Source organism: Streptomyces chattanoogensis, assembly GCF_001294335.1.
Taxonomy (GTDB): Bacteria; Actinomycetota; Actinomycetes; order Streptomycetales; family Streptomycetaceae; genus Streptomyces; species Streptomyces chattanoogensis.
In genome coordinates this window covers 70,653-83,898 of the sequence record NZ_LGKG01000136.1, presented here as the reverse complement: position 1 = coordinate 83,898, position 13,246 = coordinate 70,653, and the positions used below count along the sequence as shown (strand labels likewise).

Genomic DNA, 13,246 nt, shown 5'->3' with positions numbered 1-13,246 from the left:
CCTCAGCCGTCGCGCTCCTCGTACTGAAAGATGAAACCGAGGACCCCCGCGGCCAGCACCCCGATACCGATCAAGAAGATCCACACCCCGTAAATCACTCCGAGTGCCACGATCGAGAAGCCCACGGCGGTGAGCGGCGGATAGATGCTGCGCGGCGAAAAGAAGTCCAGGGGGCCGGACCGCTGCTGCACCTCGGAGTCCTTGTGGTCCTCGGGGCGGGTGCCGCGTCTGCGGTACTGAATGAAAAGGAAGAAACACACCAGCGACGACATGATGAAAGCGACGGTCAGCGCGGCCGTCCCCGCCGGTTCCACGTCCGACCACCACCCGTAGACAAAGGTGGTCACCGCAAAGAAGAGTGCTACGCCGCCGAACAGATACGACTCGATTTTCACGGTGTCACTCGCTCAGGGTGTCGGGGGTGGCGTTGCCGTCCGTACCCGTCCCGCCGGCCTGCGCCGGGCCGATGGCTTCCAGGCCGACCTCGGGATGATGCAGATCGAAGGCGGGGGAGTCCGAGCGCACACGCGGCAGGGTGTGAAAATTGTGGCGCGGCGGCGGACAGGAGGTCGCCCATTCGAGAGACCTGCCGAAGCCCCACGGGTCGTCCATTTCCACTTTGGCCGCATACCGGCGGGTGCGCCAGACATTGAACAGAAACGGCAGCGTCGAGGCGCCCAGCAGGAACGAACTGGCGGAGGAAACGGTGTTCAATGTGGTGAACCCGTCCGCGGTCAGATAGTTCGCGTAACGGCGCGGCATGCCGCTCTCGCCCAGCCAGTGCTGCACCAGAAAAGTGCCCTGGAAGCCGATGAACAGGGTCCAGAAGTGAATCTTGCCCAGTCTCTCGTCGAGCATCTTCCCGGTCCATTTCGGCCACCAGAAATAAAATCCGCCGAACATTGCGAACGCGACGGTGCCGAACAGCACATAATGCAGGTGCGCCACGATGAAATAGCTGTCGGTGAGGTGAAAGTCCAGCGGCGGTGAGGCGATGAGTACGCCGCTCAGCCCGCCCAGCAGGAAGGACACCAGGAACCCGATGCTCCACAGCATGGGTGTTTCGAACGAGATGCTGCCGCCCCACATGGTCCCGATCCAGTTGAAGAATTTCACCCCGGTCGGTACGGCGATGAAGAACGACATCACGGAGAAGAAGGGCAGCAGCACGGCGCCGGTCGCGAACATATGGTGCGCCCAGACCGAGGCGGACAGCATGGTGATGGCGATGGTGGCGCCGACCATGCCGACATACCCGAAGACCGGTTTGCGGCTGAATACCGGGATGATCTCGGTGATGACCCCGAAGAACGGCAGCGCGACGATATACACCTCCGGATGCCCGAAGAACCAGAACAGGTGCTGCCACAGCAGCGCGCCCCCGTAGGAAGCGTCGAAGACATGCGCCCCGAATTTCCGGTCCGCCTCCAGGACGAGCAGCGCGGCCGTCAGTACCGGAAAAGCCAGCAGGGCGAGTACGGACGTGAAGAGCACGTTCCAGGTGAAGATCGGCAGGCGGAACATCGTCATACCGGGAGCGCGCAGGCACACGATGGTGGCGATGAAGTTCACCGCCCCCAGAATGGTGCTCAGACCGGCCACCACCAACCCCATGGTCCAGAGATCCGCCCCCTTGCCGGGGGAGAACACCGGCCCGTTGAGCGGTGCGTAGGCAAACCATCCGAACGACGCGGCCCCGCCGGGGATGAGAAACCCGGAAGCCACCATGGTGCCGCCGAGCAGAAAAACCCAGTAGGTAAACGCATTCAGCCGGGGGAAAGCCACATCCGGGGAGCCGATCTGGAGCGGCATCACCGCATTGGCGAAGCCCGCGAACATCGGCGTCGCAAACAGCAGCATCATGATGGTGCCATGGACCGTGAAAAGCTGATTGTACTGTTCGTTCGACATGATCTGGAGGCCGGGCCGCATCAGCTCCGCCCGCATCAGCATGGCTAGTGTTCCGCCCAGCAGGAAGAATGCGAACGCGGTCACCATGTACATATTGCCGATGACCTTGTGGTCGGTGGTGGTGATCCACCGCAGAATCGTCCGGCCGGGAATGGAGCGGTCTTTCTCTTCTTCCGTGCCACGGAAGTCCCGCTCAATTCGTGCCATCGGCGCTCCCTCTCGTCACGGCGAGGGCACATGATAATAGGAACAAAGGGAATCAAATGCCCGTCAAGGTGCTTCCCTCATACCATGCCGAACGCGTGGAAAGCGCCCACCCGAGGTCTTCCGGCGGGTGTTGTGGAAAAGTTCGGCGGACCGGCGGCGGCCCGCTTTCGGTATGCGGTACCCGCTTTCGGTGCGCGGTATCAGTCCCTGAGGTCCTCCGTGCCGAGGCCGAGGGATACGGCGATGCTCTGCACATTGCCGTACCGCTCGCCTTCCGGAAGTCGCTTGGCCAGTGCGATCAAACGGTCCGGCGCGTTGTCCCGCACGAGTCTTTCGACGATGGCGACCCGGTCGGCCGGATACACGCTCCGGCCCAGGTGCTGCGCGAGTTCGGAGCGCACCGCCACGTCCTCCGGGGACATCCCGTGCGGGGTGCCGCCCCGGAACGCGGTGTCGGGCGCCTGAGCGGTCTCGGGCTGATCCTCCCCGGACGGCTGAAGTGCCCGCTCCTCAGCCGTACGCAGCGAACGATCCCGGGTCATCTCTGCGCGCAGCTGCTTCTTCATGATGTCGTCCCGGGCGGGGCCCGTCTTGTCCGTACCGTGTTGCATGGCCACTTTCGCCTCCAGGAGCTCCTGACGATCTCCTCGTTCGGCACCTCGTTGCCATGGGCGGCCCCGCGCCGGAGCCGATGCCACAGGACGGTGTGACCGCCGCTGCGCACGACGTCCGCAGCGGCAGGCTGACCAGCCCGAACATCAAGGCACCACGCCCTGCGGGACGCGCCGTCCGACAACACCTCCTCATCCATCGCACGCCCGGCGCGCGGAGATCGCATCTTGGCCTGTCGTCCGCACCGCTCGGCGGCGCGCAGCGGCGGCCCGGGGACCTCCGAGGAGACGCACGAAGAGAGGGCGTGGTCGCTGCCTAGCCCGTACGCCCCTGCCACGCGCGCTCGAAGAGTGCCGGCAGCGGGCCGGACGGTACCGCCGCCATATGGGACGTGGAGCGGTGTTCCCTGGCCAGGGGCAGCAGGCCGAGCTTGGCGGTTTCTATGGGCAGGCGTGGGGACTTGCGTTCCTGCCAGGTGCCGGGGAGGAAGAGGGAGCGGCCCGCGCGGGGCCGGTCCCCGCGGACCACCAGGCCTGATGCGGCGAGTTCGGCGACTGCTGCCTTGAAGCGGCTGGGGCTCCAGGCGGTCCATGTCCGGACGTTGCGGTCCGTTGGGTCGGGGAGGGCGAGCAGCATCAGATAGAGCGCCGCGGGGTCCTCGCCCAGGCCGCACGCTCCGGTGCATGTCTCGATCAGGTGGGGCACCGAGCGGCCGGGGTGTTGTTCCCAGCCCGGGGTGCGGCCGTCGTCGGTGGCCAGATGCTCGCCGAGCGCGGCGAAGTCGTCGCTCAGCAGGAGACGCAGATCCGCCACGGCGGGCAGGCCAGATGCGGTGGGCAGCCACTGGGATGGGAGCGGCGAGTCGAGGTAGGCGTCCAGCGAGGCGAGGACGGGGTCGTCGGGGCCCTTGAGGGCCGCGGGGTCCACACGCAGGTCGCGCATGGAGTACGTCGGGTCGTACACCTCCGTGACGGCGGGGTGGGACGTGAGTGCTCCGGTGGAAGGGGCGTCGCCCATCAGGTAGTTGGACTGGAGCGAGAACAGGGTGAGGGGGCCGGGGCCCGAGGCCAGCTCCGTCCGCAGACGGGAGATGGCCGCGCCGATCGCGGGGCGCAGCGGATCGCCCACGGGAGTGCGGTAGGCGAGCCAGGCGGCGACTCTCGGGAGGGCCAGCAGCTGGGGCTCGCCCGCCAGTCCCGAGGGGTCGGGGGCGAGGCAGTCCGCCCCGGTGGCGATGCGGCCGGTGAGGGCGGGCAGCCGCAGGGACGGCCAACGGTGCTGGGACCCGGCGGGCTCGCCCTTGGGCGGCAGGGTCTCCTTGGCGGCCAGCGGAAGGAGTCCGGTGGGCACCGGGAGCGGGCTGCCCAACTCCCGCAGCCACCACTCGGCGGCGCGGTCCACGTCGGGGCCGGTGGTCCACAGCTGCTCGGGATCGTCGGGCAGCAGCTTGTCGTAGAGCGTGGCGACGAGTGCCGGGCCGAGCGCCGAGGCGAGGGCGGCCACCGCGCGCTCGGCCTCCGCCTCCCGGATCTTCCAGGACCCCAGCGCGTAGTAGGAGCTGCCCGGGTCGTAGTCGCTCGGCTCCGCGCGCTCGTGCGGCGCGGCCGGGACGTACGCCGTCAGCAGCACCGTCGCCTCCGCCGCGGTGAGGCCCAGCCGTTCGGCGAAGGCGGCCGCGAGCTCGGGGCGGACCGGTGCGGGGCCGTGCTTGCGGTACAGCTCGGCGAAGCGCACGAACCAGCTGCCGGGGCGGACCGGCTCCGGCACATAGGAGCGGGTGAGCTTCGCCCCGGCGGCGGCCAGCGGGCCGTCCTCGCAGAAGACGCCGTCGGGGGCGTACTCCCACAGCGTCCGGCTGCGGCCGCGGCCGTTCGAGCCCAGCTCGCACGCGGCGGAGGTGGCCGTCTTGAACGCCGTACCGCAGGTGACCACGCGGGCGCCCGCAGGATCCTGGGGAATGCCCTCGGGCAGCTCGCAGTCGATGAACCGCCAGCGGCCGGGCTTCCCGGAGACGATGGGGTGGGCCGCATACTCCAGCAGGGACCGGCGCGCCCGGCCTGCCGTGTCGCCGTTGCCCGCGGAGGAGACGGCCTGCAGGGCGAGCGCCGCGGCGTCGGCGTGCGTCCGGCGGAACCCGTGGACCCCGTAGAGACACTCGAACTCCGCGCTGGCGGACGCCAGATCACCGTCCCAGACGGGAGCGGACGACTCCGCGAGCTCCATCAGCTGACGGCTCACCCGTATCAGGGGGGCTTCCTGCCGCGCCGCGGGCGCCGCCGGGGTCTGCTTCGGCTTCTCCTCGGCGCCCTCTTCGACGGGGGTGAAGCGGCGGACCAGCAGCTCCAGCCCCGCACGGCAGTTGACGGCCTTGACCAGGGCGGCGGCGGCCCTGCGACCGGCCGGCCCGGCCAGCTGGGGCAGTGCTTCGGGGATCACCCTGCTGTTGCTGCCCGAGACCTGGTCATTGACGACATGGCTGGGCCGGATCTTCTCCAGTACCGCAACCACCTGGGCACGCGAGACGCTCTCGGGCATCTCGGCCACCACCAGCGGCAGGACATCCACCGCGGCGAACTCCTCCGCCGCCCCGGCATCCTTGAGGACGCGGTCCACCGCCGCCCCCACATGCACAAAGCGGCCCAGCAGCAGGACCAGTTCCTCGAGGTCCACACCCGCGCGCAGCTTCGCGCGCTCGCGGTCGCACCAGGCACGCAGCTCCTGATGCCCGACCGGGTTGTCGAACAGGGCCGGGATCCTGTTCCAGCCCTTGGTCTGGTGGGGCTCGTACCAGCGGTTCGACGCCACGTCCACGGTGGTCATCTCCAGATCGGCGCGGACCCGGGCGCGCAGCTCGCGGGCGAACCGCGCGTCGGCCTGGAGATGCACCAGCTTCGGCCGGCGGTCCGCTGTGAGCCTGTTCAGGCGGGACAGGGAGAGGGCTTCCGGCGGGTCGGCGACCGGTGCGCCGTGCTCCAGCAGGACATCGATGAGGTCGAGCGGCGTCACTTTGTCGTCCCGCTCGTCCACCCGCGAGTAGCGGAACTCCACAGGCACGCCGTCGGCCGCCAGCTTGGGCGCGATCTTCTCGGCCAGGTCGTAGAGGACGGGCCAGGGGCCTTTGTTCCAGCCGCTGCTGCTCAGGGCGCAGCCGGAGAGCCAGGCGGCCGCCTCGCCGGCGGCCAGACCCGGGGTCTCACCGGTGAGCAGCGCCAGCGCACCGGTGCGCTCCAGCAGCCGCCGCCACACTTCCTGGTCGTCGCCGTAATGCCGCGGACGTACCTTCAGCATCTGCCCGGCCGCCTCGGGCGCATGGTCGCCCAGCAGGTCCAACGCCCGGCCCTTGAGGCAGTCGGTCCAGAACTTCTCGTCGCTCAGCGACACCCCGCCGGCCGCGAAGATCCCCCGGAGCAGCACGGCCAGCTCCTTCTCCGGCTCCAGGCCGGCCGCCTTGGCGATCTTGCGGACATCGGCGGCCAGCTGCGGATACGCCTCGTGGCTCGCCCGGACGCGGCGGAGCGCCACCTCCCGGAAGGCGGTGAGATCCCCCTCCGTCGCCACTCCCTTGACGGCCAGCTCGCGCGCCCAGTCCCGCAGGGCCGTCGCGGAAAGCGCCTTGCCCTCGGCGTAGGTGAGATAGCGCTTCCGCAGCCACTCCTTGTCGGTTTTGTACCCCTGAAGCCGCGCGGTCCTGCGGGCGCGCCCGAACCAGGCGGCCGCCGCCGGATCGTCCTCCTCACGCAGGGCGAGGTCGGCCATCTCGTCGAGGAGGGTGACCAGCAGCGCGGGCGCGGCCCCCTCCAGGTCCCGGAGCACGTCGTCGACATCCTTCTTCCAGACGTCCGCCCAGTCCCCGGTCGCGCTCTGCAGGGCGCAGATCTTGCGGACGGCCAGGTCTTCCTCGCCGGGGTGAGCGGCGATGATCCGCTCAGGAAAGGGGAGTTCGCCGTCGGAAGGGTCCGGGATCCCGGTGGAGAAGAGGCCGTCGGCCTCCCAGCGCTCCGCGCGCATCAGCAGATCGCGGTAGGGGATCAGCTCCTCGGGCAGCAGCTGGGTCACCGTCCGGCCGTCGAATCCGGTGTACGTACGGGCGAACAACCCGCCCTCGCCGAGCTCTTCGGTGAGCGCGACACCTTTGCCCTCCAGCGCCTTGCGCCACTGAGGATCGGCATCCGCCAGCGCACGGGGAACGCTCACGCCCGCCTGCGCCCACCTGCGGGCCCGGATCCGGCACGCCTCGCCCTGCTGCCGCAGCTGCTTGCGCGTGCTGAACAGCGCGTCCAGGTCCCGCGCTCCGGCCAGCTGCTTGGGGAACTGCTTGAGCTGCCGCCCCCGTGGGTTGCGGTAGACGATCTCCAGATCGTCCGTCATCTCCGCGGTGTAGCCGTCCTTTTCCACGCGCTGACCCATGCGCCCTCGCCCCCGTCTTTCCCCCGTGCGGTGATCGTCGAGTCCACCGTACGGGCACCCACTGACACCGCGGCCGGCAGCGGAGTCATTTGTCCCCACTCGGCAAATGGTCGGATTTGCGAAGCGTGGTGCGGGGTGGCGAGGGGCGGTGGGGGAATGCCGCACCCGCGTTTCGCGGCGGCGACGGGCCGGCCCCCTGTCCGGCTTCGGATTGTCAACGCTCGGCGCGCTTTCGGTCTCGTTCCTGCTTCGTTTCTTGACGATGTGGGCAGCGGTGACGTTCACTTTCAGCCGTTCCGGGCCGGTCAGGGCGGCCCCTTGCGGAGGTACCTGAAAATGAATGCAGCACTGCGTCGTATAATCACTGGCGCAATGGCACTCTCCCTTGCCGCGCCTTTGGCGGCCTGTGGAAACAGTGATGACGACGCAGGTGCCAAGGAGGAGTACGTAGGACTGCTCCTGCCCGAGAACAAAGCGGCCCGGTACGAGGCATTCGACCGCCGGATCATTACGAGCCGGCTTTCGACGCTCTGCCTCGAATGCAAGGTGGACTACCGCAACGCCGGTGCGCAGGTGGACATCCAGAAGCGGCAGTTCCAGGCGCTGGTGAAGAAGGGCGTCAAGGTCATCATCCTGGACCCGGTCGACGCCCAGGCCGCCAAGAGCTGGGTGGACGAGGCCGCCAAGAAGGGTGTCAAGGTCGTCGCGTACGACCGGCTCGCCGAGGGCGATGTCTCGGCCTATGTGTCGTACGACAACGAAAAGATCGGCCAGCTGCAGGGCAAGGGAATCCTCGCCGCGCTCGGGTCCCAGGCGGCGAGCGCCGATGTCGTCATGCTGAACGGTTCGCCGACCGACCCGAATGCCCCGTGGTTCAAGAAGGGCGCGCACGAAGTCCTGGACGACAAGGTCCACAAGATTGTTTTCGAGAAGGACATTCCCGACTGGTCCGCGGTGGAGGCCAAGAAGGCGGTGAACGACGTCATCAAGGCCCACGGATCGACGGGCTTCGACGCCGTCTACTCGGCCAATGACGGCATGGCGGACGGCGCCGCCGAAGCGCTGAAGTCGGCCGGCCTCAAGAATGTGCCGCTCGGCGGTCAGGACGCCGATCTCGCCGCGCTGCGGCGCCTGGTGAGCGGCGCTCAGTCGTTCACGATCTACAAGCAGGTCAGGCCGGAGGCCGAGACCGCCGCGGAGATCGCCTACCGTCTCCTGCGGGGCAAGAGCATCAAGTCCTTCACGCCGACGACCGCCGACAGCAAGAGCAAGAACGGGATTCCCGCCAAGCTCTTCGATGCGCAGATCGTCACCCGCAAGAACCTGGCGGACACCGTGGTCAGCGACGGCGCCGTCCCCGCCGACTGGATCTGCACCAAGGAACTCACCGCCGCGTGCAAGTCGCTCGGGCTGGAGTGACCCCCCGCCCCGGCACCGCCCGGACCCCGTGAGCAGTACACGGGGAGCCCATTTGGGGCGTAAGGGGTGGATTGCGCGGAAGGGTTCCACGGGCGGATTCCACGAACGGAGTCCATGGCGTACCGGCCGGCCCCGGGAGGTATAGGTACGCCATGACTGCCCAGGAGCCCCCTCACACCCCGGCCGGGACCGGCGAACGGCCACTGGCGGGCTGCGTCGCGCTGGTGACCGGTGCCTCCAGCGGGATCGGCGAGGCGGCGGCGCTGTCGCTCGCCCGGCTGGGGTGTTCCCTCGCGCTGGTCGCGCGCCGTACCGACCGCCTGACCGGGACCGGCGAGGCGATCGGCGCGCAGGGCGCGGCGGCCCTCCCGCTGACCGCCGACCTGACCGCCCCGGGGGCGGCACGTCAGGCGGTCGAGGACACCGTGCGCCACTTCGGCCGCTTGGACGTGGTGGTGAACAACGCCGGCTACGGTGCGCGCGCCCCGGTGGAGGAGAGCGACCCCGACGACTGGGAGCGGATGGTCGACCTCAACCTCAAGGCCGTGCTGCGGCTGTCGCATGCCGCCCTGCCGCATCTGCTGCGCGCGGCGCAGGACGGCCCCCGCGGCGTCGCCGACCTGGTGACCGTCAGCTCCGTCGCCGGGCGGCTGGCCCGTAAGGGCAACAGCGTCTATTCGGCCACCAAGCACGCGGTGTGCGCGTTCAGCGAGTCCCTGCGCCAGGAGGTGACCGGGCGGGGCGTACGGGTCGGGCTGGTCGAGCCGGGGATGACGACGACGGAGATGACGGTCGGCGGCACCTCGGCGTTCGGCATGCCGCAGGAGAGCTGGCTGCGGGCGGAGGACATCGCCCGGTCCGTCGCCTTCATGATCACTCAGCCGCCGCATGCCGCGGTCAACGAGATCATGGTGCGGCCGACCGCCCAGGAGCACTGACCCGCCCGTACGGGGCCCTTGCGCCCGCCGGGCGCCCCGGAACCCGTCCGGTTAGCGTCAAGGACGGGGGCAGGGGGCACCGCTGGTGAGGAGGTGGTGGCGCGCGCCATGTGGCCGGCCGTCCTGTTCGCGCTGCTCGCGGCGGCCAGCAATGCGCTGGCCACGGTGTTGCAGCGGCGCGCGGCGCGTACGGTGCCGCTGGCGCCGGGGCTGCGGCTCGGGCTGCTGGTCGATCTGCTGCACCGTGCGGTGTGGCTCGGCGGGATGCTCGCGGTCGTCGCCGCTGCCGCCTTCCAGGCGCTCGCGCTGTCACTGGGCGCGCTGTCGGTGGTGCAGCCGCTCTTCGTACTGGAGCTGCCGTTCGCCCTGCTGATCGGACGGCTCCTCCTCGGCGGACGGGTCTCGCGCGAGGGCTGGACGGGCGTCGGGCTGCTGGTGGCCGGGCTGGGCACCGCGCTGGCGGCGGCCGCGCCGACCGTCGGCACCACCCATGCGCCGCTCGACCGCTGGATCGGCGCGCTGGCGGCCTGCGGTGCGGTGATCGTCCTGGCCGTCGGCGTGGCGCTGCGCCGGCCGGCGGGCGCGGTACGGGCGGCGGCCTTCGGCGCCTCGACCGCCGTCGCCTATGCGCTGACCGCCGCCCTGATGAAGGACGCGACACACGCCTGGCAGCACGGCGGCCCCGGCGAGTTCTTCCTGACCTGGCAGACCTATGGTTTCGCGGCCGTCGGTGTGCTGGCGCTGTTCCTGATGGAGAACGCCATGCAGTCCGGCCCGCTGACCGCCTCCCAGCCCGTCCTCACCCTCGGGGACGCGCTGGTCAGCCTGTCCCTGGGCGTCACCCTCTTCGACGAGCGGGTACGGACGGGCTGGTGGCTGCTCCCGGAGGCGCTGGGCGTCGCGCTGGTGCTCTGGGGCGCCGTACGGCTCTCCCGCGTCGCGCTCACCCAGGACGTGGTGAGCGGGCCGGTCACGGCGGCGCGCCCATGAGGGCGGCGGCCGCCGGTGGCAGCAGCACGGTGCCCCCGCCGCAAGACGGGGGCACCGGTGGCAGGCTTGCTGTCAGTGCTTGGCGGCAGGTGCGTTGGCAGCCGTGACATTCACGGCGGCCCACGACTTGTTCACCGTCTTGTACTCGGTGCTGTGGGCCCCGTAGAGGTCCTTGGCAGCCTTCAGCGTCGCGGTCCGGGCGTCGTGGAAGTCGGTCGTGGAGACCATGTACCGGGTCAGCGCCCGGTAGTAGATCGCCGTCGCCTTGGTCCGGCCGATGCCCTTCACCGTGGAGCCGTCGAAGGTGGGGGAGTCGTAGGCGACGCCGCCGATCACCTTCTTGCCGCTGCCCTCGGCGAGGAGGTAGTAGGCGTGCGATGAGATGCCCGAGCCCGCGTGCACCTCGGTGTCGTACGCCTCCTTCGACCAGTAGTCGACCGTCCCCTCGAGCTTGTCGAGGGACGGCTTGTCCAGGCGGCGCAGGAACTTCTGCTCGAGGCCGAGCTTCTCGCCCATCAGGTAGTTGGGCGGATTCTTCGGGTTGTTGGCGGAGAACTCGACCGACGAGCCGAAGATGTCCGCCAGTGACTCGTTGAGCGCACCCGGCTCGCCGAACTGGTTGCCCTCTTCGTCGACGCGGGTGGGCTGGAGGTTCGCGGTCGCGTCCACGACGCCGTGGGTGAGCTCGTGGCCGGTGACGTCCAGGACGACCAGCGGCTTGGTGAAGGTCTTGCCGTCACCGTCGCCGTAGAGCATGCAGCCGCAGTCCGAGGACCAGAAGGCGTTGCCGATGTTCTTGCCGAAGTGCACCACGGCGTGCGCCCCGCGCCCGTCGTTCTTGATGCCCTTGCGGCCGAAGGTCTTCTTGTAGAAGTCCAGGGTGCTGGTGATGCCGTACTGGGCGTCGACGGCGGCGGTGGCCCGGCTGCTGGTGGTGCCGTTGCCCCAGCGGTTGGTGGTGCTGGTGAACGCCTTGGCGTCGGTGTACTTCTCCAGCTCCTTGCCGCCGGCGTCGCGCGTCTCGGTGTTGCCGCGGGTGGGGTCCTTGAGGGTGAAGGACTTCTTCGCGGTCTTGGTGGTGGTCAGCGGCACGGTGCCGACGAAGAGGGATGCGCCGGTGCCGGCGGCGCCCGGCTTGCCGGTGGCCGTGGCGGCCTCGGTCCGGTCCGCCGGGGCGCCGGTCAACCCGGTGACGGGGCGGAGCTTTTCACCCCGCTTGCGCAGCTTTTCCTGTACGGCGGGCGACAGGAAGGAGTCGTTGGCCGGGACGTTGCTGAGCACCGACCCCGTGGCGGCGTCGACGACGACCGTACGGATGCCGCCGGCCTCGTCGGCGCGGCTGTCGGTCACCTCCACCTGGTAGGCCAGTGCCGCACGGTCCGCGCGGACGTCCACGACCAGTTCGGCGGTGCCGGCCTGGCCCTTCGCCGCGTCGGCGGCCTTCGCCTCGGCCTGCCCGGCCGACAGCTTCGGGCTGGTGGAGGTCACCTCGACCTGCCGCCGGGACGCCCGGGTCACGTCCTGGTAGGCCGACTTGGCGTCCAGGTGGATGACGAGGTCGCCGCCGAGCACCGGCAGGCCGCGGTGGGTGCGTATGAAGCGGACGTGCTGCTTGCCGTCCGGGTCCACCAGGACGTCGGTGGCCTTGAGCTTGTCCTTCGTGCCGACGCCGGTGGCGGAGGCGTGGGCGTACGCGGCGGCGCGGGCCGCGTCCACGATCGTCGCGTGGGAGGGGGAGGAGACGGGAGCGGAGTCCCGGGTGACCGAGGGGGTCGCGGCGGCGGTGCCTGCCACGCCTGCCGCGACGGACGCGGCCGTCGCGGCGGCGACGGCTATCGCCAGGCTGCGTATGTGGGGTCTACGCACAGATGTGGTCCTTTGTGCACAAGGGGGCGGCCGGCTCGCCAACCGCCCCTACGCGCGGCGCTGTTGTGCACCGCGGGGGTCGGGTGACCCCGGGCACACCCTGCGGGACCTGGCATGTGCATGTAAAGCCAGAAGTACGCTTTTCGACCGGGTTAAATCGAAATTTGACAATTGATCAGCCTTGGGTAGCCGTGGCGTGACCAACTGTGTTCCCGGTGCTGGGGGGAGAGACCCCAGGAGAGGGCGGAGGGTTGCTCCGCCCTCCTTGAGATCTGCGTCTCACCGGCCGCCGGTCATGAACGGGGGCACGAGCAGGGCCGCGCGGCGCCCCCGCGGCTCAGCGTGCCCTCGTGGTGCCGGAGTTGGTTCCGGTGCCCGTGCCCGTGCCGGTACTGGTGCCGCCCACCGCCTCGACCAGTGGCAGCATCCGGTGCGGCACCCGCTCGCGCAGCGCCATCTCCGTACGGGTGCGGACCACGCCCGGCAGGCTGATCAGCCGCTGGATCACATCCTCCAGATGCGCCGCATCCCGGGCCACCACCCGGGTCAGCAGATCCCCGCCGCCCGTCGTCGAGAACGCCTCGATGATCTGCGGCACCTCCGCCAGCGCGGCGGCCACCTCCTCGAGATGCCCCTGGGTGACCTCGATGTGGACGAAGGCGAGGAGAGGGTGGCCGAGCGCGGCGGGGGACAGCCGGGGGCTGTACGCGGTGATCACCCCGTCCCGCTCCAGCCGGTCCAGCCGCGCCTGCACCGTCCCGCGGGCCACGCCGAGGACCCGGGCGTACTCCCGCACGCTGGTCCGCGGCTGTTCCAGCAGCAGCCGGAGAATCTTGGCGTCCAGGGCGTCGACGGGCATGGCCGGGCGGGTTCCTTACGGTCTGGGGGTGCCGGTT

General features: G+C 69.8%; 9 protein-coding genes. 3 read left to right on the top strand and 6 right to left on the bottom strand.

Annotated elements, in window-relative coordinates:
• Positions 1–2: 2 nt before the first annotated feature.
• From ADL29_RS17500 to ADL29_RS17485, 4 genes are all read right to left on the bottom strand, one after another.
• Positions 3–395 carry a cytochrome c oxidase subunit 4 gene (locus ADL29_RS17500; RefSeq protein WP_053924571.1) on the bottom strand — a complete coding sequence of 131 codons (393 nt, stop codon included), beginning with the start codon at positions 393–395 and terminating at the stop codon, positions 3–5.
• A gap of 4 nt (positions 396–399) precedes the next feature.
• Positions 400–2,118, bottom strand: a complete 1,719-nt coding sequence (ctaD, locus tag ADL29_RS17495; protein WP_053924570.1) for an aa3-type cytochrome oxidase subunit I — start codon at positions 2,116–2,118, stop codon at positions 400–402.
• A 200-nt stretch (positions 2,119–2,318) separates the two neighbouring features.
• Positions 2,319–2,729, bottom strand: coding sequence for a DUF2795 domain-containing protein (locus tag ADL29_RS17490; protein ID WP_053924569.1), 411 nt, complete (start codon positions 2,727–2,729; stop codon positions 2,319–2,321).
• A 316-nt stretch (positions 2,730–3,045) separates the two neighbouring features.
• On the bottom strand, positions 3,046–7,137 hold the full coding sequence (locus ADL29_RS17485) for a hypothetical protein (RefSeq protein WP_053924568.1): 4,092 nt from the start codon (positions 7,135–7,137) through the stop codon (positions 3,046–3,048).
• Positions 7,138–7,473: 336 nt separating this feature from the next.
• Between ADL29_RS17485 and ADL29_RS17480 the strand changes: the two genes are divergently transcribed.
• From ADL29_RS17480 to ADL29_RS17470, 3 genes are all read left to right on the top strand, one after another.
• Positions 7,474–8,556, top strand: coding sequence for a sugar ABC transporter substrate-binding protein (locus ADL29_RS17480; protein ID WP_078971074.1), 1,083 nt, complete (start codon positions 7,474–7,476; stop codon positions 8,554–8,556).
• Between the two features lie 152 nt (positions 8,557–8,708).
• The gene (locus ADL29_RS17475; protein WP_053924566.1) at positions 8,709–9,494 is read left to right on the top strand and encodes an SDR family oxidoreductase; all 786 of its coding nucleotides are present in this window, start codon (positions 8,709–8,711) and stop codon (positions 9,492–9,494) included.
• Positions 9,495–9,602: 108 nt separating this feature from the next.
• Complete coding sequence (locus tag ADL29_RS17470; protein WP_053924565.1) at positions 9,603–10,484, top strand: DMT family transporter; 882 nt, start codon at positions 9,603–9,605, stop codon at positions 10,482–10,484.
• A gap of 72 nt (positions 10,485–10,556) precedes the next feature.
• On the opposite strand, the gene ADL29_RS17465 is transcribed toward ADL29_RS17470, so the two are convergent.
• Positions 10,557–12,350: a M4 family metallopeptidase gene (locus ADL29_RS17465; protein WP_053924564.1), complete on the bottom strand. Its 1,794-nt coding sequence runs from the start codon at positions 12,348–12,350 to the stop codon at positions 10,557–10,559.
• Positions 12,351–12,687: 337 nt separating this feature from the next.
• Entirely contained in the window at positions 12,688–13,209 is a 522-nt protein-coding gene (locus ADL29_RS17460; protein WP_053924563.1) for an Lrp/AsnC family transcriptional regulator, read from the bottom strand.
• Between the last annotated feature and the right edge of the window lie 37 nt (positions 13,210–13,246).

Excerpts from the sequence above, each read along its gene's own strand:
- ctaD (WP_053924570.1), bottom strand. The coding sequence starts at position 2,118 with ATGGCACGAATTGAGCGGGACTTCCGTGGCACGGAAGAAGAGAAAGAC.
- ADL29_RS17490 (WP_053924569.1), bottom strand. The coding sequence starts at position 2,729 with ATGCAACACGGTACGGACAAGACGGGCCCCGCCCGGGACGACATCATG.
- ADL29_RS17485 (WP_053924568.1), bottom strand. The coding sequence starts at position 7,137 with ATGGGTCAGCGCGTGGAAAAGGACGGCTACACCGCGGAGATGACGGAC.
- ADL29_RS17480 (WP_078971074.1), top strand. The coding sequence starts at position 7,474 with ATGAATGCAGCACTGCGTCGTATAATCACTGGCGCAATGGCACTCTCC.
- ADL29_RS17475 (WP_053924566.1), top strand. The coding sequence starts at position 8,709 with ATGACTGCCCAGGAGCCCCCTCACACCCCGGCCGGGACCGGCGAACGG.
- ADL29_RS17470 (WP_053924565.1), top strand. The coding sequence starts at position 9,603 with ATGTGGCCGGCCGTCCTGTTCGCGCTGCTCGCGGCGGCCAGCAATGCG.
- ADL29_RS17460 (WP_053924563.1), bottom strand. The coding sequence starts at position 13,209 with ATGCCCGTCGACGCCCTGGACGCCAAGATTCTCCGGCTGCTGCTGGAA.